The following is a 21,339-nucleotide window of genomic DNA, read 5'->3' as shown; positions in this document are numbered from 1 at the left end:
CTTCGGTCTACATCTGCTGAGGGCTCTGTGCCTCACCGTTCAAGACGGGCCGACCGGCCGGCTCGTTCATTCAGGCCCGGCCTGCTGGTGACAAAGTTGTCGGGGTTCTGGCTCGTTGGATGAACTTGATGTGCCGCGACACTTGAGAAGAAATACGCCGCGGCGGTGCCCCTCCCGCCGCCCCGGCTACGGCACCGTCAGGCGGCGGCCGTGAAGGATGCCGCGCGCAGGCAGCGCAGCGCATAGTGCGCCCGAGATTTGACCGTGCCGACCGGGAGGCCGAGTTTGAGAGCGGTCTCCTGAATCGTGCAACCGACGAAGTAGAGTTCGGACAGGACGGCCCGGTGAGCGGGGCTCAGGTCGCGGGCGGCCTGCCGTAGCGCATCGGCCGCAAGCACTATCTCACTCGTGTCGTCAGTGGCCGAAATATTGGTGTAGTCATGCAACGAAGTCTCGTTGGGCCGGGCGTGACGCATCCGCATGGCGTCGATAGCGATACGGCGGGCGACGGTAAACAGCCAGCGCCGTTGGCTTACAGACTCGGTGGGCACGGTTTCCAGGTTTCGCCACGCGCGGATCATCGTCTCCTGCAGAAAATCCTCGGCCGACGTTCGCTCACCCTTGGTGAGCCGCCGCAGGAACTTCAGCAGCGGCCCGGCGTGTTCGGTGTACAGGGCTGCCAGGCGATCCTGTCTCTGCTCGATGGTCATGCGATCGAAATTCATGATGCGTCGTAACTCCCCAGACGTTCGGCGCTAGCCGGGTTCGACGTTGTGGCGTCGGCCACCACAGAGTTTGATGAACACAGATGGCCACGCGTTCACCGTCTTCGCTCGCTGGACGGCACCTGACCGGGCCCGATGCCGCCCCACGCGCGGAACTGCTTCTCTCCCTGATCGCCGGAGTGTGGCTGATGCGAAAGATCATCGCGACCCCGGCACTCACCGGTATGGATCAAGGCGCTTTCGTCCAACAACTGCACGATCTGGTGCAGGTCCTCGTCAACGCACCGCCGCCAGCAGCGGCGGCAACGCCGCTCCCGATTCGACCAACTCCAGCTAAGGCTGCACGGGCTTGGCATCACCGATCCGGTCCGTGATGACTGCGCCTCGCCGGGGCGCTGGCCAGCGTCGGTCGGTAGAAGCTTTCGGTGACGGTCGCGCCGGAGTGGCGGCAAAAACACGGCTCGAAGCGGTCACATCCCGAGCTGGTAGTAAGCGAGTGGCGCATTCCGGCTCAACTTGACGGGCAGACCGCAGACCGACCCACGAGCTCACGGGTTACTTTGACCACCCCGTGGAATTCGGGTCGATCTGCGCCCTTCGTTGATGGTGCCTGGATGCGCCCGCACGCGTCTGGCCGGCGACCAGATAACCGCTCACCGAGACTAGGCCGTCGCACCACTCGGGCCACAGCGCGGCCACGATGTCGGCCGTCAGGGCGCCCGCTAGCCGGCGGCGTGCCGTGAGGGCAGCTGGGCTTCACCACCACGGCGTCGAAAGTCGATCAGACCCGCACGGTCCGCTGGCGGAGCCGCCAGGCCAGGGTCGCGGCCTGTAGGACGAAGAAGACACCGCCGGCCGCGGTGTAGAGGATCAGCATGCCGAGGCTCGGTTCCGCGCCGAGGGCGGCGGGCAGATACGTCGCACCAGCGATGACCGAGAGGGCGCCCGCGATCAGCATCGGCCACTGGCGGCCGAGTTCCGGGCTGTTGCGGCGGACGGCGACGGTGAACTGAGCCACGCCGGAGACGATCGCCCAGACGCCGAAGGTGAAGAGCACGGCGCCGATCCCGCTGACGGCTGCCAGCCCGAGGGCGAGGGCCGCGAGGGCGCTGAGCGTGGTGTTGAAGATCTGTAGCTGACGGGCCGGGGTGCCGGGATCCTCGCGGGCGTCGAGCAGCGAGGCCACCACGTCGATGAGTGGGTAGGCGATCAGAAGAACGACGGTAGTGACCGTGAGCGAATCGCTGACGGCCGAGAATCCGGCGGCCCAGCCGATCGCGACGAGGCCACGGACGAGGTAGATGCGAAGGAGGGAAGACATCCGAGGGTCAGCTCTCTGCCGGTCTTGGCGGTTACCCGGACGACTCTCCCGGCCGCGCCGTTCCATCGCCCCAGGGAGACACCCTGGCGCAGGCACTGGACTCCGATCAGCCCGACCCGTCGGCCTGCCCTGGCGCTGGTCGTCGAAGACCAGGCAGCGTGACGATCACCGGGACCGCTGTCGCCGAATTCCTCCACGCGGCCACGATTCGCGCCAGGCCGGTAAGGGCCAGGGCACCTGCCAGGGGTTCTCCCTGGGGCGACACCCGAGTCCGGTGCGCGACGGTGAGGACCGGACGTCGAACGGCGTCCTGCGCGGCGAAGGAGTGAAGATCGTGGATTTCAAGCTCGAGGTCATCGTCCTGCCGGTTTCAGACCTGGACCGGGCCAGGGATTTTTACCAGAAGGTTGGCTTCCGGCAGGACGTGGACTTTGTCGCCCCGGACGGCTTCCGCGTCGTGCACTTCACCCCGCCCGGCTCGGCTTCCTCACTGATCATCGGGGAGGGAGTGTCCGACGCCGCACCGGGATCGGTGCAGGGCGTACACCTCGTGGTGGATGATGTCGTCGCCGCCCGGGCGGAGCTGGTCGCCCGTGGGATCGAGGTGAGCGAGGTCTTCCACGACGCCGGTGGCGTTTTCCACCACGCCGGCACCCGCGATCGGGTGACCGGCCCACAGCCTGATCGGCGGTCGTACAGCTCGTTCGCGTCGTTCTGCGACCCGGACGGCAACGGCTTCGTGCTCCAGGAGGTCACCGCGCGGCATCCGGGACGTGTCTCCCACGTCGTCTACGGCTCGGTTCCCGAGGTGGAACAGGCTCTGCGCGACGCCGCTGTGGCGCACGGCCTGCACGAGGCCGTGCTCGGTCACGAGGACCCGGGCTGGCCGAGCTGGTACGCCGACTACATGGCGCGGGCCGCCGGCCTCGGCTCCTGACTCCGGCACGGCCCGTCGCGCTGTCGGCGCGTGAGGACCGCAGCCTTGAGCAGGCCGTACGCGGGGTTGGTGATCTCAGAGGACGTCTGATTCACGTATTTTGCGTGTGTTGTGGTTTTAGTCGTCTCGCCAGGTTGGGGTGGTTTCGGTGGTGAGGCGTTTGGCGAGGTTGTCGATCATGGCGAGGGTGATCATGCTGGCGGAGTTGTCTGGACGGGTTTCGTAGTCGCGGACGAGTCGTCGGTGGTGCATGAGCCAGCCGATGGTGCGTTCGACGACCCATCGGCGTTTGACCACGCTGAAGCCTTTGACCTGTGGGTCTTTGGTGACGATTTCGACGTCGACGCCGAGTGCGGCGCCGTGTTCGACGACGCGGTTCTTGAAGCCGGCGTCGGCCCAGGTCTTGGTGAGGGTGGGGTGGGCGGTGGTGGCCCGGTCGAGTAGGTCCATGCCGATGGTGTTGTCGCTGGCGCTGGCGGCGGTGACGATGACGGCGAGGAGTAGGCCGAGGGTGTCGGTGATGATGCCGCGTTTGCGGCCGACGATCTTCTTCCCGGCGTCGATGCCCTGTGTCGAGAGCGGGACGTTGGTGGAGGTCTTCACGCTCTGGCTGTCCATGATGGACGCGGTCGGTGCGATGGTGCGGCCGTGGTGGTCGCGGACGAGGCCGGTGAGCTGGTAGTTGAGTTCGGTGAAGATGCCTTCCTTGCTCCAGGCGGCGAAGTAGCCGTAGACCGTCGGGTGGGGCGGGAAGTCGTGGGGCAGGTAACGCCAGGCAACGCCGGTGCGGTTGACGTACAGGATGGCGTTGAAGATCTCGCGCAGGTCGTGGGTGGGGGTGCGTCCGCTGACGCCGGCGTCGGTGCGGGCCTGGTGCCAGGAGGTGAGGCGGGGTGCGATCAGGGCCCATCGGGCGTCGGACAGGTCGGACGGATAGGCTCGTCGCGCGGTCATGATTCAGGCGTACGGCGTCTGGGGACGGATCGACGGACCTCATGTACGTCGATGTCGGGCGAAAGTGAATCAGACGCGATCGCGGGCTGAAATGCTCTGATTCTGGTCAAGGCAGAGCTGACCAGGATGTGGTTATTCCAGGCCAGGTCCGGCATATTGCGCTGACGAGGTCGAGACGTAAATCGGCCGCTACTGACGCGAACGCGAAACAAACGTCCAGTGAGAGGACGTTCGATTTGTTCTTGATCTACTAGTATGCACCTCGCCAGGTAGGGGTGGCTTCGTCCGTTATGCGGCGGCTGACGTTGTCGATCATCGCGATGTGAATCATGGCTTCGGAGCTGGCCGGGAGGGTCTCGTAGTCGCGGACGAGTCTGCGGTACAGCATCAGCCAGCCCAGCATTCTCTCCACGAACCAGCGGCGTTTGACCACGTGGAAGCCTCGCGTTTCGGTGTTGCGCGGTACGACCTCGGCATCGATACCGAGAGTAGCGGCGTGTTCGACGAACTTGGTTTTGAAGCCGGCGTCCACCCACGTCTTAGTCACGGTGGGATGGGTGGCCTTGAACTGCTCCAAGGCAAAGATTCCGGCGGTGTTTTCGGTTGCGAAGGCGGCCATGACGATGACGGCCAGTAGCAGCCCGAGGGTGTCGGTGACTACGCTGCGTTTGCGTCCGACGATCTTCTTGGCCACGTCGGTTCCCTGCGTGTTGGTCGGCGGGTTCGTGGACGTCTTCACGCTCTGTGTATCGACGACCGCGGCGGTGGGCTGCGCATCGCGGCCGGCCTTCACCCTGGCCAGGGCGGTCAGGTCGACGTTGAGCTGGGCGAAGATGCCTTCGTCTCGCCAGGCGCCATAGCAGTAGTACACCGTGGTGTGTGGCGGAAAGCCATGAGGCAGGTACTTTCAGGCGATCCCGGTCCGGTTGACATAGAGGATGGCGTTGAACACCTCTCGGACGTCAGTGCGGGCCGGCCCGCCTGTGGGTCGCCGGTCGATGCGGGCCTGCTGCCAGGCGAGCAGGGTCGGTGAGATCAGCGCCCCAGCGGGCGTCGGAGATGTCGGACGGGTAAGCGCGGCGAGCGGTCATGGCAGAGATCCAGTCTGGACGGAGCGGTGAGGGTCGCAGGCGACACCGACGGCGATTCACGGCCAGATCTACGTCAGACGGAATCTGGTACGCAAGGGCTTGTCTGTCCGAATGCGACTCGACCAGCGACGCATCGACATCGACCACGATCCACCCGTCCCACGCCTGCCCGGCCACGTCCAGCCAGGGGAAACCAGCCGGGCGGGCGGCCACACGGCCCACACCTTCCGGCGCTGCGTGGCTCGGACCGCCGCCAGCCGGGCCAGCGCCGGCTCATCGAGTTCATCGAAGACCCGCCACACCGTCGCCGTCGACGCGACCGGCCCGCACACCACCTGAGCCTGCTCCAGCACCCTGGTCGCGGCGGCCACATTCCTCGCGCCGTGCTCGAGCGCGACCGCGACATCGGTCACGACCTGACCCCGGTCGTGGACCGGGTGGAAACCCGTCCGGTGCAACGCGTGAGACAACCCGGCCCGCAGCCCGGACTCCTCCGCTAGCAGCCGCAACAGCGGTACCCCCACCGCCGGGACCAGGCCCGTCGTGCTGCCCGCCAGGTCCAGCGACACCGTCCACCCAGTGGTCCGCTGCTCCAACTCCCGACGCCGCCGCAGATCTCCAGCACGCTGGGTCTTCTTCCGCAAACACGACGCGACGATGCTTACCGCGCTACGGCGTGCGGCCGACGATGGTGCGGGTCTTACCGGCGCCCGGGCAGGCGAGGACCGCGCGGGGTGCGGTAGTGGCCACGACGGTGTCCTGTTGGGCGATAGCTGACGCGCGACGCTGGTGCAGGTCGTCCGCGATGGCGGTGGCCGGTGCGGTCATGATGGTGTTGCCACCAGCCATGTCAGCGCCTCCCGGATGTAGGGCGGCACCTGCAACGGGTGGTCGCCGCTCATGGTCTGGTCGAGGAAGTCCTGCGCGAAGTCGCCCTTGCGCAGCTTGGTGTTCTTCATCGCGGCGATCAGGATGCGGGCTCGTTCGTCGGCATCGTCAGCAGCGTCGATCTTGGCTTTGACCTTCGGGCCGCGCTTGGGCGCTGCGCGGCCCAGGCGGGCCAGAAACCAGCGTTGCCCGCTTCCAGAAGTTCTGGTTCCAGCGTGCTGGGCGCGGCGAAAACCGTGGCGGCGTCGGTCGCGTTGAGGCTTGCGATCAGGCGGTGGAGCTTTCCGAGGGGGTCATGGCGCTTGCCGGGATCAGTGTCGGTGAGCACGACCACGCGCTCGGCGATGCGGCCCGACGGTGTCATGGTGAGCAGCATCCGCAGGTAGGGGGCGAAATCGACACCGTCGATCGCGATGATGGTGGAGCCGACGAAGCGCGTCCAATCTCGTCCGTTGAACAGTTTCCTCGCCATCGCGGGTAGCAGGATGGCCTCGGCGATCCCTTCGACCAGGATGGTGCGGGGGCCGAACAGCATGCTGCTGCGGGTGGCGTCGAGGTAGCGGTTCACGCGCGCTTCGTCGCTGGGCGGCAGGCCGAGTTCGGCTACGGCGACCGCCGATGCGGTGAACCTGACCGGCATGCTCTTCGCAGAGGGGTCGACGGGGCGAGACTCACTCGGGCTGACCGGGCGGCGTTGCAGCACGACGATGTCCGCCACGTCGGTGTGTGCCGCCAAGAGCGGCGCGTGGGTGGTGACCACCACCTGGATGCGGCCCAGCCAACCGTTGCCAGGCGCTTGTTGGGAGTTATGTGCGGTACGGGAGAGGTAGTCCAGCAGGACCGCCTGCAGCTGTGGATGCAGGTGTGCCTCTGGTTCCTCGAGGAGTAGCAGCGTCAGGTCAGCCTGGGCCGCCGCATGCAGGTGGGTCAGGACGGTGGCGATGTAGGCGAGGTTCGCATACCCCATCCCGGACTCGGCCAGCTCACGAGGCACCACCCCGGCATCCGCCATGCGTATCCGCAGCCCTTTCACCAGACTGGCGAGGTCCGCCCGCCCGTAGCCAAGATCGGTGACCTGCTCATGGGCGCCACTGGTGAGCTCAGCGAGGGGTTCGTTGACCATCTGCGCGGCTCGCTGGAGGACGGGATTGGCCTCGATGTTGCGCAGTTGGTCGCCGACCGCGGTCTGGAAGCGCTCGCGATCGTGGCGATCTCCGCGCTCATCGACGAAGGTTTCGTCGTCCAACAGGCGCGCCATGATCGCCCGGATCCGGGAGGTACCGGCCGATCCCAGCTCGCGGATGGCGTCGCGCAACGGTGGCAGGTAGACGTGGCGTAGCCGGTTCCGCGCGCCAGGGTCAGGGTCGTCGGCCACCGCGCCGCTGCCGACCGTCCAGCTCGTTCTGCCCCGCGTCTCCGCGGCGCTGGGTGGTTCGTAGGTGAGGGCGTAGCACGCCTCGGCCTCACCAGAAATGGCCGCCGGTGACGTGAATGCGTCGCTATAGGGGGCGAGTTCCGCCACGGTGCCGCGCAGCTTCATGCGGAGTGTGAAACCGGCGTGTTCCCCGGTACGGCACACATCGTCAGGGTCAGCCCACAGCGAACGCCGGCCATCAAGTGGATCCGTCACAAGCCGCAGGGCGTCCATACCGCCCGACTTCCCAGCGCTGTTCTCACCCAGCAACACGGTCACACCGCGTCGTAATGGAATTCGGGCCTTGGTAAACGCACGGAATCCGGACAGCTCCAACTCCGCGAGGTACATCGTTTCTCCTCCCACCCACACCTGCAGGCCGGGAGAATAGCTGCGACGACGGGCTGGCTCCGACGTACTCGCCCGTGACCATTGGGAAGATGTTCTGGCGGTCTCGCAATTGACGGCGGAGGACGGCCGAGTAGGGCTCATCGGAGTAGTCATCGACTGCGACGGGTTGTTCCGCAGGCGAGGCCTGTTGGTCTCGGTGCTCAGACTCTGTCTGGATCCTGGTCTACCTTCGAGTTCCGACCAAGGTTGGGGTGTTGCCCACCTCCAGATCGAGCCAGGTCAGGGGACACCTTCCTCCGTTTGTCGTCGCAATGTCGTCAATCAAGTCTGAGATTCATGACCAGCGGAGGCTGGTTCAAAGTGGGCCGAGGTCGACACGGCGGCGGCGGTGAACGTCGGTGCCGCTTGGAAGTGCGCCCGGCGGGCCGCGCGTCGGAACGCACCCAGCACGGCTGGTCCCGCGAGGGCGACGAGGACGGCTGTGGTGACCGCCCGTCCGGTGTCCCAGCCCAGCGAGGTCACTGTGAAGAAGGTCAGGTACCGCTGGAGCTGTTCCCCTGCGGGTAGACCCGGTTGGTAGGCGATGGAGCTGGTCGGGTCGAGCGAGAACGGCCAGAACGACAGGTTCAGCATGAACCCGAAGAAGTACCCGCTGACGGCGGCATAGGCGGCAAGCAGGACAATCTCGGCCCGCCCCCGGAGCCTGGGCAGGAGGCCGGCGAACATGCCGACCCAGGCGCAGCCGAACATCTGGTACGGCATCCAGGGTCCGACTCCCCCGGTGAGCAGGGCGGAGGCGAACAGTGACGTGCAGCCGAGCGCGAAGCCGAAACCGGGTCCGAAGACCCGACCGGCGAGGACGAGGATGAAGAAGACCGTCTCGATGCCGGCCGTGCCCGCGCCGAGTGGTCGCAGGGCCGCGTTGATCGCGGACAGCACGCCCAGCATGGCGAGGGCCTTCGCGTCGATGCGGCCGTCGGCGATCTCGGCGAAGATGACGGCGAGGACGAGGAGCAGCAGCACCCCGAACATCAGCGGCGGGGTCTGGGTGGAGCCGAAGGTGCCCGGTGCGACGACGAACGGCCAGAGGAACGCGACGAAGCCCAGGAACGACGCCATGGTGATCGCGAGCACCGCGCGGCCGGGCACGCGGACGGCGACGGTCAGCGTGCTCACGTACGTACCTCCGGATTGTCGAGGGCGGCGGCGACCTGCCCGACCGTCAGATACGGCAGCGGCGCGAGGATCTTCGCGACCTGCGGGGCGAACGTCGGCGACGCGGTGAGCACGGTCGGGACGGGACCATCGGCGACGATCTCACCGTCGGCCATGACCACGACCCGGTCGGCGGTGGCGGTGGCGAACTCGACGTCGTGGGTGGCCACGACGACGGCGCGTCCCTGCGCGGCGAGGTCGTCGAGGGTACGGGTCAGCGCGGCCTTGGCCTGGTAGTCCAGGCCACGGGTGGGTTCGTCGAGCAGCAGCACGCCGGGGGTGACGGCGAGTTGGATGGCCAGAACCAGGGCGAGTTGCTGCCCGGCGGACAGGTCCCGGGGGTGGCTGTCGCCGTCGATGCCGGCGGCGATGGCGTCGAGGAGACGCCGGGCGGTGCTCGGTGCGGCGCCGTCGCGGTCCGCTTGGTCGAGTTCGGCGTTGACGGTGTCCAGGTAGAGCAGGTCGGTGGCGGTCTGCGGGACGAGGCCGACAAGTCGGCGGGCCTGGCTGGCACTGACCCGTCCCGGATCGAGGGTGCCGTCTGGGGTCTGGGGGACGGCGATGCTGCCGCCGTCCCGGCGACCCGAGCCTTGCAGGGCCCAGAGCAGCGAGGACTTGCCGGAGCCGTTGCGGCCCATCAGCGCGGTGATCTCACCGCGGACCAGTGTCAGGTCGACGCCGCGGACGGCGACGACCGCTCCGTGGCGGACGATCACGCCGGCTGCGGTCAGGGCGTTGCGGGCGTCGGCGTGGGAGTGTCGGTGTGGTCGCGGCGGGGTCGGGGGTAACCGGTCGCGCAGGGCTGTCGCGTGCCGGCGGGCGTCGCGTACTGACAGGGGTAGCGGTGACCAGCCGGCCAGGCGTCCGAGGTCGACAACGGGTGGCGCGACGGTGGTGCCGGCGATGAGGGTGGCCGGGTCGCCGTGGCGGACGGTGCCGTCGCGGGCGACGTGGATGAGCCGGTCGGCGTACGGCAGGACGCGCTCCAGGCGGTGCTCGGCCAGGACGACGGTGACGCCGAGGTCGTGGACCAGTCGGGTGATGGTGGCCAGGACGTCGTCGGCGCCGGTCGGGTCGAGCGCGGAGGTGGGTTCGTCGAGGACGAGCACGCGTGGGTGGGCGGTGAGCGCGGCGCCGATCGCGACGCGTTGCTGCTGGCCGCCGGAGAGTTCGTGCAGGCCACGGCGGCGCAGGTCGGCGAGGCCGAGTAGGTCGAGGGTTTCCTCTACCCGGGTTCGCATGACTGGTGGGTCGAGGGCGAGTTGCTCCATTCCGTAGGCCAATTCCTCCTCGACGGTGTCGGTGACGAACCCGGCCACCGGGTCCTGCCCGACCACGCCGACCAGGTCGGCGAACTCGCGCGGCGGGTGGTGCGCGGTGTCCCGGCCGGCGACACGGACGCTGCCCTGCAGGGTGCCGCCGGTGAAGTGCGGGACGAGGCCGTTGATCGCGCCGAGCAGTGTCGACTTTCCCGCGCCGGTGTGTCCGACGACCAGGCACAGCTCTCCCTCGTCGATGTCGAGGTCGACGTCGCGCAGGGTGGGGCGGGGCGCGCCGTCGTAGGTGACGCTGACACGCTCGAAGCGGATCATGAGGGTGCTCCTGCGGTGTCGGCGGCGCGGCGTCCCACAGGTTCGGGCTCCGGGCGGTGCGGACGCGGCGGTGTCGGTGCGGCGATCGCGGCGAGGGCGGCAACGAGGATCGCGGCGGCCGGTAGGGCGGGCAGGCTGGGCCAGTGCAGCGGATAGAGGCTCGGGTTGAGCGCGGCCGGGTCGTAGCCGCTGCCGGCGCTGAGCACGACAGCAGTGATGACGCCGCAGCCGGCGACCGTCCACTCCGGCCACTGCCACGGGTCGGGCCGGTACCGGCTGCGGGAGACCCGACGCCCGCCGAGGGCGAGGCCGGCCACGCAGAGCAGCACGCCGCCACCGAGGCCACCGAGCCCGACTGGGCGGGGAACCCCTGGGTCGAGCAGTCCGTACGCGCCGACGCACAGGCCCGCCATGCCGGTGAGCATGAGGACTCCGGTGAGCCGTCGCGAGGCGGGTGTGGTGGTACCGACCCGGCCGTAGCCGCGGGAGTCCATGGCTGCGGCCAGTCGCAGCGACCGGTCCAGGGCGTCGTGCAGGACCGGCATCAGGATGGCCCGTACGGCGCCGAAACCCTTGGTCCGTCCGGCGCGTAGACGGCGGGCGCGGGCGACGCGTTGGACGCTTTCCACCAGTTGTGGTGCGACGCTGAGCGAGACGGTGACGGCGACACCCAGCTCGTACAGGGCTCCGGGGAGGACCCGCAGGGCCCGTTTGGGGTTGGCGAGGCTGTTGGCGGCGCCGATGCAGCACAGCAGGCAGGCCAATCGGAGCCCGTCGACGGCGGCGGAGAGGGTCGCCTCCAGGGAGACCGGGCCGCCGATCTGGATGCCCGCGTACCAGTCGGGTGTGGGCAGGTGCGGGAGCCGGAAGAGGATGTGGTCCTCGGGGGTGATGCCGGAGGCGAAGACCGTGCGGAACACCACCCGGATCGCAATGATGATCAGCGCGAGGTAGAGGTAGTAGCGGAAGGCCCGCGCCCAGGGGGCGTCGGTGCGGCGGACGGTGACGACGAGGCCGAGCACCGCGAAGATGAGAAGCAGCAGCAACGGGTTGCTGGTGCGGCTCGCGGCGGTCGCCAGCGCGAGCGCCCACAGCCACCAGGCCACCGGGTGCAGGGGCCGGGGCAGCCGGGCAACCGCGAGGCGGTGCAGGAGACCGGTCCGGGTCGAGGGCATCGGGTCAGGTGCGGCGTCGCCGCCAGCCGACGACACCGCCGACCAGGGCGAGGACGGCCAGCAGGCCAACGGTGATCAGCGCCGGCAGCGCCGAGCCGGTGTCCTGGCGGGCAGCCGTCGCGGTGGGTGCCGCGTCCAGGACGCGGGGTCCGTCGGGGGTCGCGCTAGGCGGCCCGGACGGCACTTGCACTGCGGAGGGCGTCGGGCTGGCCGGAGGCGTCGGCGTACCACCGACCGGGATCGACGCCGGCGCTCCCGTCGGGGGCAGGCCGGGTGGGGGGTTGCCGACCCCGGGGGCACCCGGCGCGGGCGGGTTGCCGGCAGCGGGCGGGTTGCCGCCGCCGGGTGGGGCCGGGGGTGGCGCGGCCGGGGGCGGCGCAGTGGTGGCCGCGCCGATCGGCGTGTTGTTGCGCGCTCTGACGCTGTCCGGGCTGACCGTGGGCCGTCCCTGGGTGCCGCCGATGTCGGTCGCTCCGAAGATCCACAGGTCGACGCTGCCCGGCTTGGGTTTGTAGCTCATCGCGCCGAGTTGGCTGTAGACCCAGGTGTTCTGCCCCGGGTCGGCGTGCCAGTACGACCAGTACGCGCTCGCCGGCGGGGTGAGAGCACACCTCTCGTCGGCGGGAGTGGGGTACTGGGTGCCGCCCTGGTGACCGGCGTAGCCGATCCGGCAGATGAACGCCGGCCCGTCGTGCTGCGTCCCGGTGGTGCGCCAACCACCCTGGTTGAGTAGTTGGTAACCGGTGGTCGGGGTGGTGCCGCAGGAGCGCAGGAGCGGCCCGCCCCACTTGCTGAAGTCGACGGCGAGGATCACACCGGACGACGTGGTGCACTGCCCGATCGGCAGCGGGTCGGCCAGCGCCTGCGCGGGCGTCACCACCAGCGCGGCGACGATCGTCAGCGCCACGAACGAACGGCCCCACCTGCGCGCCGTCACGACAGACCGCCGGTGCTGGAGACCGCGCGACGGCGTGCGGAGACCCGCAGCAGGATGCCCGCGACGACGAGCACCAGCGCCAGCAGGGTGATCGTGACGATCGACCAGCCGGTGCGGGGCAGGTTGCCCGACGAGTGCCCACCGGTGCCGGCCGACGGCGCAGACACACTGGGGGCCGCCGACGGGGACGACGACTGGCTCGCAGTCGGTGTCGGAGTTGGGTTGGTCGTCGGGGTGCCGGACGGGTCCGGGCCCGGCAGTTCGTGCACATCCCGGGTGAGGGCGGCGAACGAGATGCCTGTCGCGCCGCCGACGACCTGGGTGGACGCTCGCATGTCCGAGCCGGCCTGGCCTCCGGCGGCGACGGTGAACCCACCGTCGTCGTTCTGCTGGCCGGCCAGGAACGACAGGGCCTTGTCGACCTGTCGGGCGTAGGTGTCGCCTCGCAGGGTGAGGCCCTGGATCGCGAGCGCTGTGGAGTTGGTGGAGTCGCCGGCCGCGCCGGGGACCCCCCCGTGCTCCTTCTGCGCCGAGGCGATCCAGGTGAGTGCCTTGTCGACGGCGTCGACCGCGGCCGGGTCGTCGGTCAGCGGCGCGAGAGCCATCGCGGCCATGGCGGTGCTGTCGACGTCGCGGTCGGCGTCGGCCGCCGGGATGAGGCTGGGGAACGATCCGTCGGCGCGCTGGAGGCCCTTGAGGAACTCGACCGGCTTGGCGGCGGCCTCGCCCTGTCCGGCCCGCTGCTGCGCGATGATGCCGAGCGACTGCCCGAACACCGAGGTGGCGTACCGGTAGTTGCCGGCCCCGGCGCAGCCGGCCAGCTCATCGATCTTGGTGCAGGTCACGTCACGCAGCGCGGCGATCAGGTCGTGTCCGCCGAAGGCTCGTGGGTCGTAGCCGGTGACCTGGGCGAGGAGGGCGACCTTGCCGATCGCGCCGCCGGCGGCGTAGTCGGTGCCGATGCCGAGCCACGTGTCGACGGTGAATCCGCTGTCGCCGACCGCGCCGCCGCCGCGCAGGAACTCGACGATCGCCCGCAGCTTGGCGTCGTTCCCGCCGGTGGCGGCCAGGGCGTAGGCGCCGTCGATGCTCAACCCGAAGTCGGGGAAGCCGGGGAACGACTCGTAGTACCTGCCGTCGATCAGATTGGTCGGCGCGACGAGGTAGGACACCCCCTTGACCAGGTCGGGTCGCGGCCCGGCCGGCGGCGGCGACTGACCCACTGTGGCCAGGTTCTTGCCGGCCAGTGCGAGCGCCGCAGCGGCAGTGGCGGCCAGGTCCGCGTCCGGGTTGCTCGGGTCGGGGCTGAGCCCACCGCCGGTGACGATCCGACCGACCAGGAGACCGGTGGCGGTCGCGGCCCGGTCGGCGGCACCCAGCACGGCGAGGGCCTGCGCGGCGTACCCGGTGGAGTAGGTGTCGGTGATCCCCGCGCCGGTGTACGGCTGGTAACCGCCGTCGGCCTCCTGCGCGTCGGTCAGGAACGCCTTGGCCGAACCCAGCGGGCCATCCTGACCGCCGAGCGCGTGCAGCGCCAGGACGGTGAGGGTCGTGGCGGCGAGGTCCGGGTCGCAGAACTCGCCCGGGCTGAGCCACAGGCCGCCGAAGGCCCCGGTGGCGCACTGCTGCGCGGTCAGCCGGGTGACGGTCACGGCCGGCGGCGTGACGCCGGCCCGCTTGAGCGCGAGCAGCGCGGTCGCGTGGGTCAACGGTCCGCTCGATCCGGCGAAGTCACCGGCGGCGGCGCAGCCGGCGTCGAAGTCGGTCGCGGCGCACACCCGATCGGTGAGCGTGGCGATCAGGTCCCGGTCGCCGAACGCCCGGGGGTCGTCGCCGGTGATCGTGGCGAGGAGCGCGAGGTTGGCGACGTTGGCGGTGTGCGGTGGCGCGGTGACGCCGTTCGGGAAGATCGCGTCGTCGACGTGTGCCCGGAGGTAGCCGACGATCTTCGCGAGGGTCTGCTCCTGACCGCCGGTCCCGGCCAGGGCGGTGGCGACGGCAATGGTCCGGTAGTAGTCGACCCCGCCGTTGTCGACGTGGTCGCCGTCGGTGAGCTGCCCCACCAGGTAGCTCGCGACGGCCTTGACCTGGGCCTCCGTCGGCCGCGCCGGCTCGGTCGGAGTCGTGGTCGGTGTGGGAGTTGCGGTCGGGGTCGGGGTCGGGCCGCTGGCGCGTACCGACGCGGGGGTGAAGCTCGGCGCGCCGGTGGTGCCGCCGATGTCGGTGCCGCCGAAGACCCACGCCTCGACCTCACCCGGGCCCGGCCGCTGCGACATCGCACCGAGTGGACTGTAGGTCCAGTGGTCCTGCCCGGCCGGGGCGATCCAGTAGGACCAGTAGGCCGTCGCCGGCGGGGTCAACTGGCACGCCTCGTCGGCCGGCGTGGGGCGTTCGGCACCGGCGTCGAAGTCGGGCGAGCCGATCCGGCAGATGAACCCAGGCCCGTCGTGGGCGGTGCCGGTCGTCGTGAAGCCCGCCTCGTGCAGCAGATCCAGACCTGTGGTCGGGGTGGCGTCGCAGCCGCGCAACAGTGGTCCACCCCAGGCGCCGAAGTCGACAGCGACGATCGCGCCCTGGGTCGGGGTGCAGGACTCCAGCGGATCGGCGATCGCCGCGCAGGTCGGCACCACCAGCGTCACCGCGCCGAGCACCGCTGCGGCGACAACCGCCAACCACGCCGCAGGAACGCGCGACGTGCGACTGACCAGTGAGGACATGGCGACTCTCTCGGGGGCTAGCGGCGCAGGCGCGGACGCGGACCCCGAGGACAAACCCCGGAAACCTGACTCCGCGCCGTGTACCTCGACGGCGCTGCGGTGCACTATCCAGCCAGGTAATCCGACTCGTCCCGAGAACGGGACCTACGGCTGCGGGCCAGCGCCGGACTTTGACCGGCTTCCCCTGACTGCTGGATCGGGGTCATCGGACCACAACCGCGACCACGCCGTCAACGCGAGAACGTGTCATGTACCTAACAGCGCGCGGTAGGGGCCTCCTCCCATACGGTGACCGCGTCATCGCGTGGGGGAACCCGGTGGAAACCCGGGGCTGACGCGCAACGGTGAGGACGGTTGGCCGTCCCGAGCCCGACTACCCACGTGGTGACGCAGCACCTGCGGTATCCGTCCCACGCGTCCTGCGGCCGGCCCGCCCCGCTCCGCCGGCTTTCCCGCTGGGTCCCGGGTCGAGGCAGTCGTGCCCCCGTACCCCCAAGGAGACCCGATGTCCTCGCGCCTATTCTCCGGCAGTCCCCGGAGACGTCTCGCGACAGTTCCCGCCGCCGCGCTGATCGCCACGGTCGTCGCTGTCACCGCCGGTGCAGCGCCCGCCGCCGCGACCTCAACGGCGGCGCAGATCGCCACCGCCAAGACCAACGGTGTCGCCTACCTGCGGACCCTGCAGGCCGCCGACGGCAGCTACGCCAGCGGCGGGTTGTCCAACGAGTGGGCGTTCAGCGCGTTCGCCCCCGCCGGCGTCGCGGCCGTCGACGTCTACCCCAGCGGTGACACGACCAAGAACGCCCGCACCGTCTACCGCAACCAACTCTCCGCCGCGTCCTGGCCGAGCACCACACCGGTGGTCACCGACTACGAGCGTGGGGTGCTGAACGCCTACGCCGCCGGCATCGACCCCGCCCGGGTCTCCCCCACCCGCAACCTGATCGCCGACACCATCGCCTACTGGCAGACCGGCTCGGCCGGCTACTACGGCCCGCCGGCCAACTTCAACGGCACCGTCTTCGGCACTCTCGCCCTGGCCGGCGCGAAGACCCAGGCCGGCACCGCCCGGGTGCCACAGGCCCTGCTCAACCTCTCGATCACCCGGATCCGCAACAACCAGCACACCGACGGCGGCTGGACCTTCACCCAGGCCGAGGGCAACCCCACCCAACTCGCCACCGCCAGCGACATCGACATGACCGGCGCCGCCATGGCCGCCCTCTGCGCCGCCGGCGTGCCCAACACCGACACCGACGTCGTGCAGGCGAAGAACTTCCTCAAGAGCAAGCTCGTCAACGCCTCCGGCGCCTTCACCTCGATGTTCGGCATCAACACCGACTCCAACGCCTGGGCGGTCTCCGGCCTGAACGCCTGCGGCATCCCGAGCCAGGGCACCGACTTCACCACCACCGCCGGCAAGACCCCGATCGACTTCCTCCGCGCGCAGCAGCTGAGCGGCGGCGGGTTCAAGTACCTGCCCACCAACACCACCCCGTCGGCGTACGCCTCCATCGACGCGGTCCGCGCGCTCGCCGGCGCGGGCTACACCGCCGCTCCCCCGACCCCGGTCACCACTGGCGCGCCCACCTGGGTCGCGGCGAGCGGATTCACCGCCGGCACCGCCACCCGGCTCGCCGTGATCATCGACAACGGCAGCGGCAGCATCACGCCGTGCGCGGTCACGCTGACGCCGACCGCCGCCACCACCACCCTCGGCGCCGTGCTGGACGCCGCCGTCGGCGCGGCCGTTCCGAGCGGGTGCGTCACCGCCCTCATCCCGACCAGCGGAACCGGCACCATCACCGCTATCAACGGCCTTGCCAACAGCGGCTCCTCGACCTGGAAGGTGTCCAGGGACGGCGGCACCGCGGCCACCGCGACCCGCGGAACGATCGTGACCGTCGGCGACACCATCTACCTGCGCTACGGCGTCTGACAAACCTGCGTCCCGTCGACGTGACCAGCGGCAGCGGGTGAGCCGGCCGCTGGTTACGTCAACGTCGGGCCGGCTACCCGCACGAATCGTCGACAGGCTCGGCAGTGCGAGGATGCACTTCTGAGTCTTGGGCCTGTGCTTCGTGTTTGGCGGTCCCGGCGAGGCGGCCCTCCAGGCGGGCGAGGCGACGCCGGGCATCGTGCAGTTGCTGGCGAAGCTGGTGCGCCTGGGCTTCGCTCGCGCCGAGCTGCCGCCGGCAGGCATCAAGGCGGAGGAAATCCGCGACGGCAAGGACAGCCACCTCCCGGCCGTCGATCGTCATGACCAGGTGGTCAATCTTTCTGCGCATGGGCCGTCTCCCGACGGGCGATGGGGAAGCTACAGCGGCCCCGCGGGGCCCCGCAGATCTGTGGGGCCCCGCGGACGGTCAAGCTGGTGGCGACTGGGCGGTGTCGGCCAGCAACAGGGACAGTTCCCGGACCAGGTCGTCCATGGACTGGCCGCTCTGCGCCTTGACCAGGCCCAGCGCGAGATCGGCCAGCAGGTAGAAGCCGAGGGTACGGGCCTGCTCGGAGCTGAACGCCGACATCAGCGCTTCGGCGCCGGCGAGGTCACCGCGGTGTTTGGCCGCGATGACCCCGGCGGCGCGTTGCACGATCTCGGCCGCCTCGGGGGTGTACCCGCTCACGCCGGGTCAGATCTTCGGGGTGGCTGCGCGGGCGGCGTCGAAACGGGCGGTGATGTCGGTCCAGTTGACCAGGTTCCACAGCCGGTCCACGTAGTCCGGGCGCACGTTGCGGTACTGCAGGTAGTAGGCGTGCTCCCAGGCGTCGAAGACCAGAACCGGGGTCGAGCCCTGCCCGACGTTGCCGTGGTGGTCGTAGACCTGCTCCACGATCAACCGTTGGCTCAGCGGCTCCCAGGCCAGAACACCCCACCCGGAGCCCTGCACGCCCTTCGTCGCCGCCGACAACTGACCGGCGAAGCCGTCAAAGGAGCCGAAGTGCTCGTCGATCGCCGCCGCCAGCTCACCGTCGGGGCGGTCACCGCCGTCCGGGGACAGGTTGTTCCAGAAGATCGAGTGCAGGACGTGCCCGGACAGGTTGAACGCGAACGTCTTCTCCAACCCGACCAGCGTCGCGTAGTCACCCTTGTCGCGGGCCTCGGCGAGCCGGTCGAGCCCGTCGTTGGCGCCCTTGACGTACGCGGCGTGGTGCTTGTCGTGGTGCAGCTCCAGGATCTCGCCGGACATGGCGGGCTCGAGTGCGCCGTAGTCGTAGGGCAGGTCGGGCAGGTTGTACACGGCCATGGGGTACGTCCTCTCATTGCTGCCTTAGTGTGGCTGTTGCCATTATCTTGCAACAAGGGCGCGAGTGTCGTTAGGGCGCGTGATTGATCGCAGGAACATCGGATCGAGTGGCGCCCACCCTGGGCCGGGCGGCAGGCCAGGGTTGCGGCACGCGCTGGCACGGCGGAGAAAGCAGTCCAACCTGGTCTCTGGTTGCGCTGAATCGGATGTGCTCAGCCCGACGCTCGGGGGGTTAGCGCGGTAGACCAGGACGGTGTCCGGCGGAAAGTTCGTCGGCGAGGTGGTCAACCGGGTCCTGGTCGCGGGCGAGGTGGCGGGAGGCTTCGATCGGGGGCGTCTCGAGGGGTACGAGTTCCGGCATCATGGCGTTGTGCGAAACATGCTCTTTGACGTGACCCGGAACGAGAGGCGGGCTGCGGTGAAGGCGTTCCGTCAGCTTCCGAGCGGAGAGCGACGGGAGGCTATCCGCAGGGCCGGCCACAGAGAACTCCACCCAGACCCTGCGGTGGCCAGGGTGATGGAACAGTGGTCACGCGCCGTGCTGCGCCGCGCATGGTGGAACAAGCTGCCGGGTTGGGCGCAGCCGGCGGCCTGCGTGACGGCCATGGTGATCGGGTCGTGGCTCGGCGCTGGAGTTGTCGTCATCCCTGGCGGCTTGGTCGCGCTCATGATCGGCCTCGTTGAATGGAACACCAGGCGTGCAGCGCGACTGGTGGTGAGCGCGGCGCCGGCCGGCAGCACCGACCCGCTGAAAGCCGTCTGAGTGACGCCGCAACCGGTACCGGCCAGCGGCGCGTCGACGCCGGGCATGCGCGCATCCTCGACTCGACAAGTGACGTCAGCCGGCACCGGTGAAGGGGCTCGCTCGTGTAGGCCGTGATGCCATGGCCGGTTCCTGTCTGTCGCCATCCCGCAGCGTCACGGTCTCGTGAGCAGCGGGTTTTGGGCGGCGTCGGATCACGGACATTGACGGAGGCCTTCGCAGGTGGCGACACTGTGCGCCACACCTTCATACCTGTGTGCTGACGGGGGAAGTCCGGTCGAAATCCGGCGCTGGCCCGCAACGGTAGGCGGCGAGCAGTAGGTACGCCGCGAGCCCGAGTACCCGTCCGCGCACGTCAGGACCATCCCCCACCCGTCGTGGCCCACGGGTCGGAGCCACCCGGCCGGAGTCGGGTCGACTCGGACCATCGGAGCCCGGAAAGGCGCCGTTTCATGGTCAACCGCCCCCTCCGGCACCGCGCACGCGTCCTCGTGACCGCAGCGCTCGCCGCCCTCACGCTGACTCTGACGGGCCCACCGTCAGCTGCGTCAGCATCACCGCCGACCCTCAACAGGGTCGACGCCGCCGCCGGGTGGCTCGCCCGCCAGGCAGTAGACGGTGAACGCTTCGAAGTCACCTTCGACGGCGTCGCCTACCCCGACCAGGGGCTCACCCTCGACGCGGTGTTCGCCTTCGCCGCGGCGAAGGTAGCCGACACGACTGCGGCCAACGCCGTGTCATGGCTCGCCCAACCCGCCGTACTCACCGGCTACATCGGCGACGGCACCGAGGCGTACGCGGGCGCGACGGCGAAACTCGCCCTCGGCGCCCAGGTCCGCGGCCTCAACCCGACGGCGTTCGGCGGAGTCGACCTACTCACCCGCCTCAACGGCCTGCTGACACCATCGGGTCGATACTCCGACCGTTCCGCGTTCGGCGACTACAGCAACGCGTTCACTCAGTCCTTCGCGGTGCTGGCGCTGGACCGCGCCGGGGGCGCACCACCGGCGGCGGTCACGTTCCTGGCCGCGAGCCGGTGCGCCGACGGCGGTTTCCCGCTGCTCTTCGGGAAGGCGACCTGCGTCAGCGACGTCGACGCGACAGCGATGGCCGTGCAGGCTCTGCTCGCGGCGGACCGGCCACTCGTCGCGGCCTCGGCAGCGCAGTGGCTCGTCTCCGTGCAGAACAGCGACGGCTCGTTCTCCGCGAACGGCGTGCCCAACGCGAACAGCACCGGACTCGCCGCCCAGGCGCTGTCCGCCGCCGGACGATCACTGCCGTGGCTGCGCGCTCGCCAGCACCTGATCAGCCTGCAGGTCAACTGCACGGGGGCATCCGCCAATCATGGTGCCATCGCGTACACCTCGGGTGGGTTCGACGCGAACACCGCCGCTCGGGCCACCGCGCAGGCCGTACCCGGCATGGCGGCCACCGGGTACGCGACTCTATCGGCCAGCGGTGCCCAGCTGACCGCGCCCGTCCTGGCGTGTGCGCCGTGGTGACCGCCCTGCGGGTGACGGCTTGCCGGCGGTTCGCGCTACTCTTCGCGGCCGTCGTCGCCGGCGCCGGCCTGGTCGCGGTCGATCCGGTTCCGCGTGCCGCGCACGCGGCAGCGTGTGCGCCGGGGGCGGGCGTCACGGTGGTGGTCGACCTCACCGCGTTCGGTCTCGGGGTGCAGACCGGCTGCCGACTCGGGGACCCGCCGACCGGCCTCGCCGCATTGCAGGGGGCCGGCTTCGCCGTCACCGGTACGCAACGGTGGGGGCTGGCATTCGTCTGTCGCATCAATGGCTACCCCCTCCCCGCCGCCGAACCGTGTGTCAACACGCCGCCCGCCAGCGCGTACTGGTCGTACTGGCACGCCGTACCCGGCGGCACCTGGTCCTACAGCACACTCGGGGCCAGCAGTTACAACCCCGCGCAGGGCACTGTCGAAGGATGGCGCTTCGGCTCCGGGCAGGCCCCGTCCATCTCCCCGCCGTAGCGGGCCTCGGCCGGGAGTCCGGGCACC

At 69.8% G+C, this 21,339-nt stretch carries 21 protein-coding genes, 1 pseudogene and 3 riboswitches; of the genes and pseudogenes, 6 read left to right on the top strand and 16 right to left on the bottom strand.

Annotation, left to right across the window (positions count from 1 at the left end; translation table 11 throughout):
- Nucleotides 1–197 precede the first annotated feature (197 nt).
- A complete protein-coding gene (locus QCZ28_RS17730) occupies nt 198–710 on the bottom strand; it encodes a sigma-70 family RNA polymerase sigma factor (RefSeq protein ID WP_279517674.1) in 513 nt (170 codons plus the stop codon).
- A 98-nt stretch (nt 711–808) separates the two neighbouring features.
- Between QCZ28_RS17730 and QCZ28_RS17725 the strand changes: the two genes are divergently transcribed.
- Complete coding sequence (locus tag QCZ28_RS17725) at nt 809–1,099, top strand: hypothetical protein (protein ID WP_279517673.1); 291 nt, start codon at nt 809–811, stop codon at nt 1,097–1,099.
- Between the two features lie 407 nt (nt 1,100–1,506).
- Here QCZ28_RS17725 and QCZ28_RS17720 read toward each other — a convergent pair whose 3' ends face one another.
- A complete protein-coding gene (locus tag QCZ28_RS17720) occupies nt 1,507–2,046 on the bottom strand; it encodes a DUF308 domain-containing protein (protein WP_279517672.1) in 540 nt (179 codons plus the stop codon).
- A gap of 334 nt (nt 2,047–2,380) precedes the next feature.
- Here QCZ28_RS17720 and QCZ28_RS17715 point away from each other — a divergent pair, with 334 nt between their 5' ends.
- Nucleotides 2,381–2,983 carry a VOC family protein gene (locus QCZ28_RS17715; RefSeq protein ID WP_279517671.1) on the top strand — a complete coding sequence of 201 codons (603 nt, stop codon included), beginning with the start codon at nt 2,381–2,383 and terminating at the stop codon, nt 2,981–2,983.
- Nucleotides 2,984–3,100: 117 nt separating this feature from the next.
- On the opposite strand, the gene QCZ28_RS17710 is transcribed toward QCZ28_RS17715, so the two are convergent.
- From QCZ28_RS17710 to QCZ28_RS17660, 11 genes and pseudogenes are all read right to left on the bottom strand, one after another.
- Nucleotides 3,101–3,937 (bottom strand): IS5 family transposase, encoded by an 837-nt coding sequence (locus QCZ28_RS17710; protein WP_279517670.1) that lies wholly within the window; start codon nt 3,935–3,937, stop codon nt 3,101–3,103.
- 250 nt (nt 3,938–4,187) lie between these two features.
- Nucleotides 4,188–5,028, bottom strand: a pseudogene (locus QCZ28_RS17705) (IS5 family transposase).
- 68 nt (nt 5,029–5,096) lie between these two features.
- Entirely contained in the window at nt 5,097–5,441 is a 345-nt protein-coding gene (locus tag QCZ28_RS17700; RefSeq protein WP_279517669.1) for a hypothetical protein, read from the bottom strand.
- Nucleotides 5,442–5,697: 256 nt separating this feature from the next.
- Nucleotides 5,698–5,877 carry a hypothetical protein gene (locus QCZ28_RS17695; protein ID WP_279517668.1) on the bottom strand — a complete coding sequence of 60 codons (180 nt, stop codon included), beginning with the start codon at nt 5,875–5,877 and terminating at the stop codon, nt 5,698–5,700.
- Nucleotides 5,853–5,987, bottom strand: a complete 135-nt coding sequence (locus tag QCZ28_RS17690) for a hypothetical protein (RefSeq protein WP_279517667.1) — start codon at nt 5,985–5,987, stop codon at nt 5,853–5,855. Before QCZ28_RS17690 ends, QCZ28_RS17695 begins: the two co-directional genes overlap by 25 nt.
- An 8-nt stretch (nt 5,988–5,995) precedes the next feature.
- Complete coding sequence (locus tag QCZ28_RS17685) at nt 5,996–7,681, bottom strand: AAA family ATPase (RefSeq protein ID WP_279517666.1); 1,686 nt, start codon at nt 7,679–7,681, stop codon at nt 5,996–5,998.
- A 321-nt stretch (nt 7,682–8,002) separates the two neighbouring features.
- The gene (locus tag QCZ28_RS17680; RefSeq protein WP_279517665.1) at nt 8,003–8,857 is read right to left on the bottom strand and encodes an ECF transporter S component; all 855 of its coding nucleotides are present in this window, start codon (nt 8,855–8,857) and stop codon (nt 8,003–8,005) included.
- Nucleotides 8,854–10,488: an ABC transporter ATP-binding protein gene (locus QCZ28_RS17675; RefSeq protein WP_279517664.1), complete on the bottom strand. Its 1,635-nt coding sequence runs from the start codon at nt 10,486–10,488 to the stop codon at nt 8,854–8,856. The genes QCZ28_RS17680 and QCZ28_RS17675 overlap by 4 nt, the downstream gene beginning before the upstream one ends.
- Nucleotides 10,485–11,663: a CbiQ family ECF transporter T component gene (locus tag QCZ28_RS17670; RefSeq protein WP_279517663.1), complete on the bottom strand. Its 1,179-nt coding sequence runs from the start codon at nt 11,661–11,663 to the stop codon at nt 10,485–10,487. The genes QCZ28_RS17675 and QCZ28_RS17670 overlap by 4 nt, the downstream gene beginning before the upstream one ends.
- 4 nt (nt 11,664–11,667) lie before the next feature.
- Nucleotides 11,668–12,570 (bottom strand): LPXTG cell wall anchor domain-containing protein, encoded by a 903-nt coding sequence (locus QCZ28_RS17665; RefSeq protein WP_279517662.1) that lies wholly within the window; start codon nt 12,568–12,570, stop codon nt 11,668–11,670.
- A gap of 26 nt (nt 12,571–12,596) precedes the next feature.
- Nucleotides 12,597–15,317, bottom strand: coding sequence for a prenyltransferase/squalene oxidase repeat-containing protein (locus QCZ28_RS17660; RefSeq protein ID WP_279517661.1), 2,721 nt, complete (start codon nt 15,315–15,317; stop codon nt 12,597–12,599).
- A gap of 93 nt (nt 15,318–15,410) precedes the next feature.
- A riboswitch (cobalamin riboswitch) is annotated at nt 15,411–15,542 on the bottom strand.
- A gap of 52 nt (nt 15,543–15,594) precedes the next feature.
- A riboswitch (cobalamin riboswitch) is annotated at nt 15,595–15,717 on the top strand.
- Nucleotides 15,718–15,822: 105 nt separating this feature from the next.
- On the opposite strand from QCZ28_RS17660, the gene QCZ28_RS17655 reads away from it, so the two are divergent.
- Nucleotides 15,823–17,256, top strand: coding sequence for a hypothetical protein (locus QCZ28_RS17655; RefSeq protein WP_279517660.1), 1,434 nt, complete (start codon nt 15,823–15,825; stop codon nt 17,254–17,256).
- Between the two features lie 73 nt (nt 17,257–17,329).
- Here QCZ28_RS17655 and QCZ28_RS17650 read toward each other — a convergent pair whose 3' ends face one another.
- The 3 genes from QCZ28_RS17650 to QCZ28_RS17640 all read right to left on the bottom strand — a co-directional run bounded on the left by QCZ28_RS17650 (nt 17,330) and on the right by QCZ28_RS17640 (nt 18,565).
- Nucleotides 17,330–17,605, bottom strand: a complete 276-nt coding sequence (locus QCZ28_RS17650; protein WP_279517659.1) for a hypothetical protein — start codon at nt 17,603–17,605, stop codon at nt 17,330–17,332.
- Between the two features lie 78 nt (nt 17,606–17,683).
- Nucleotides 17,684–17,944 (bottom strand): superoxide dismutase, encoded by a 261-nt coding sequence (locus QCZ28_RS17645; protein WP_279517658.1) that lies wholly within the window; start codon nt 17,942–17,944, stop codon nt 17,684–17,686.
- 6 nt (nt 17,945–17,950) lie between these two features.
- Complete coding sequence (locus QCZ28_RS17640; RefSeq protein WP_279517657.1) at nt 17,951–18,565, bottom strand: superoxide dismutase; 615 nt, start codon at nt 18,563–18,565, stop codon at nt 17,951–17,953.
- A 253-nt stretch (nt 18,566–18,818) separates the two neighbouring features.
- Here QCZ28_RS17640 and QCZ28_RS17635 point away from each other — a divergent pair, with 253 nt between their 5' ends.
- The 3 genes from QCZ28_RS17635 to QCZ28_RS17625 all read left to right on the top strand — a co-directional run bounded on the left by QCZ28_RS17635 (nt 18,819) and on the right by QCZ28_RS17625 (nt 21,312).
- On the top strand, nt 18,819–19,328 hold the full coding sequence (locus QCZ28_RS17635; RefSeq protein WP_279517656.1) for a hypothetical protein: 510 nt from the start codon (nt 18,819–18,821) through the stop codon (nt 19,326–19,328).
- Nucleotides 19,329–19,531: 203 nt separating this feature from the next.
- Nucleotides 19,532–19,693: riboswitch (cobalamin riboswitch) on the top strand.
- Nucleotides 19,694–19,780: 87 nt separating this feature from the next.
- Nucleotides 19,781–20,830 carry a terpene cyclase/mutase family protein gene (locus QCZ28_RS17630; protein WP_279517655.1) on the top strand — a complete coding sequence of 350 codons (1,050 nt, stop codon included), beginning with the start codon at nt 19,781–19,783 and terminating at the stop codon, nt 20,828–20,830.
- Entirely contained in the window at nt 20,824–21,312 is a 489-nt protein-coding gene (locus QCZ28_RS17625; protein WP_279517654.1) for a hypothetical protein, read from the top strand. The genes QCZ28_RS17630 and QCZ28_RS17625 overlap by 7 nt, the downstream gene beginning before the upstream one ends.
- Nucleotides 21,313–21,339: the final 27 nt, after the last annotated feature.

The sequence above is a fragment of the Micromonospora sp. DH14 genome, from assembly GCF_029809455.1.
Lineage (GTDB): Bacteria > Actinomycetota > Actinomycetes > Mycobacteriales > Micromonosporaceae > Micromonospora > Micromonospora parva.
Note: the sequence above shows the minus strand (reverse complement) of the source record. Positions and strands in the feature narration are given on the sequence as shown.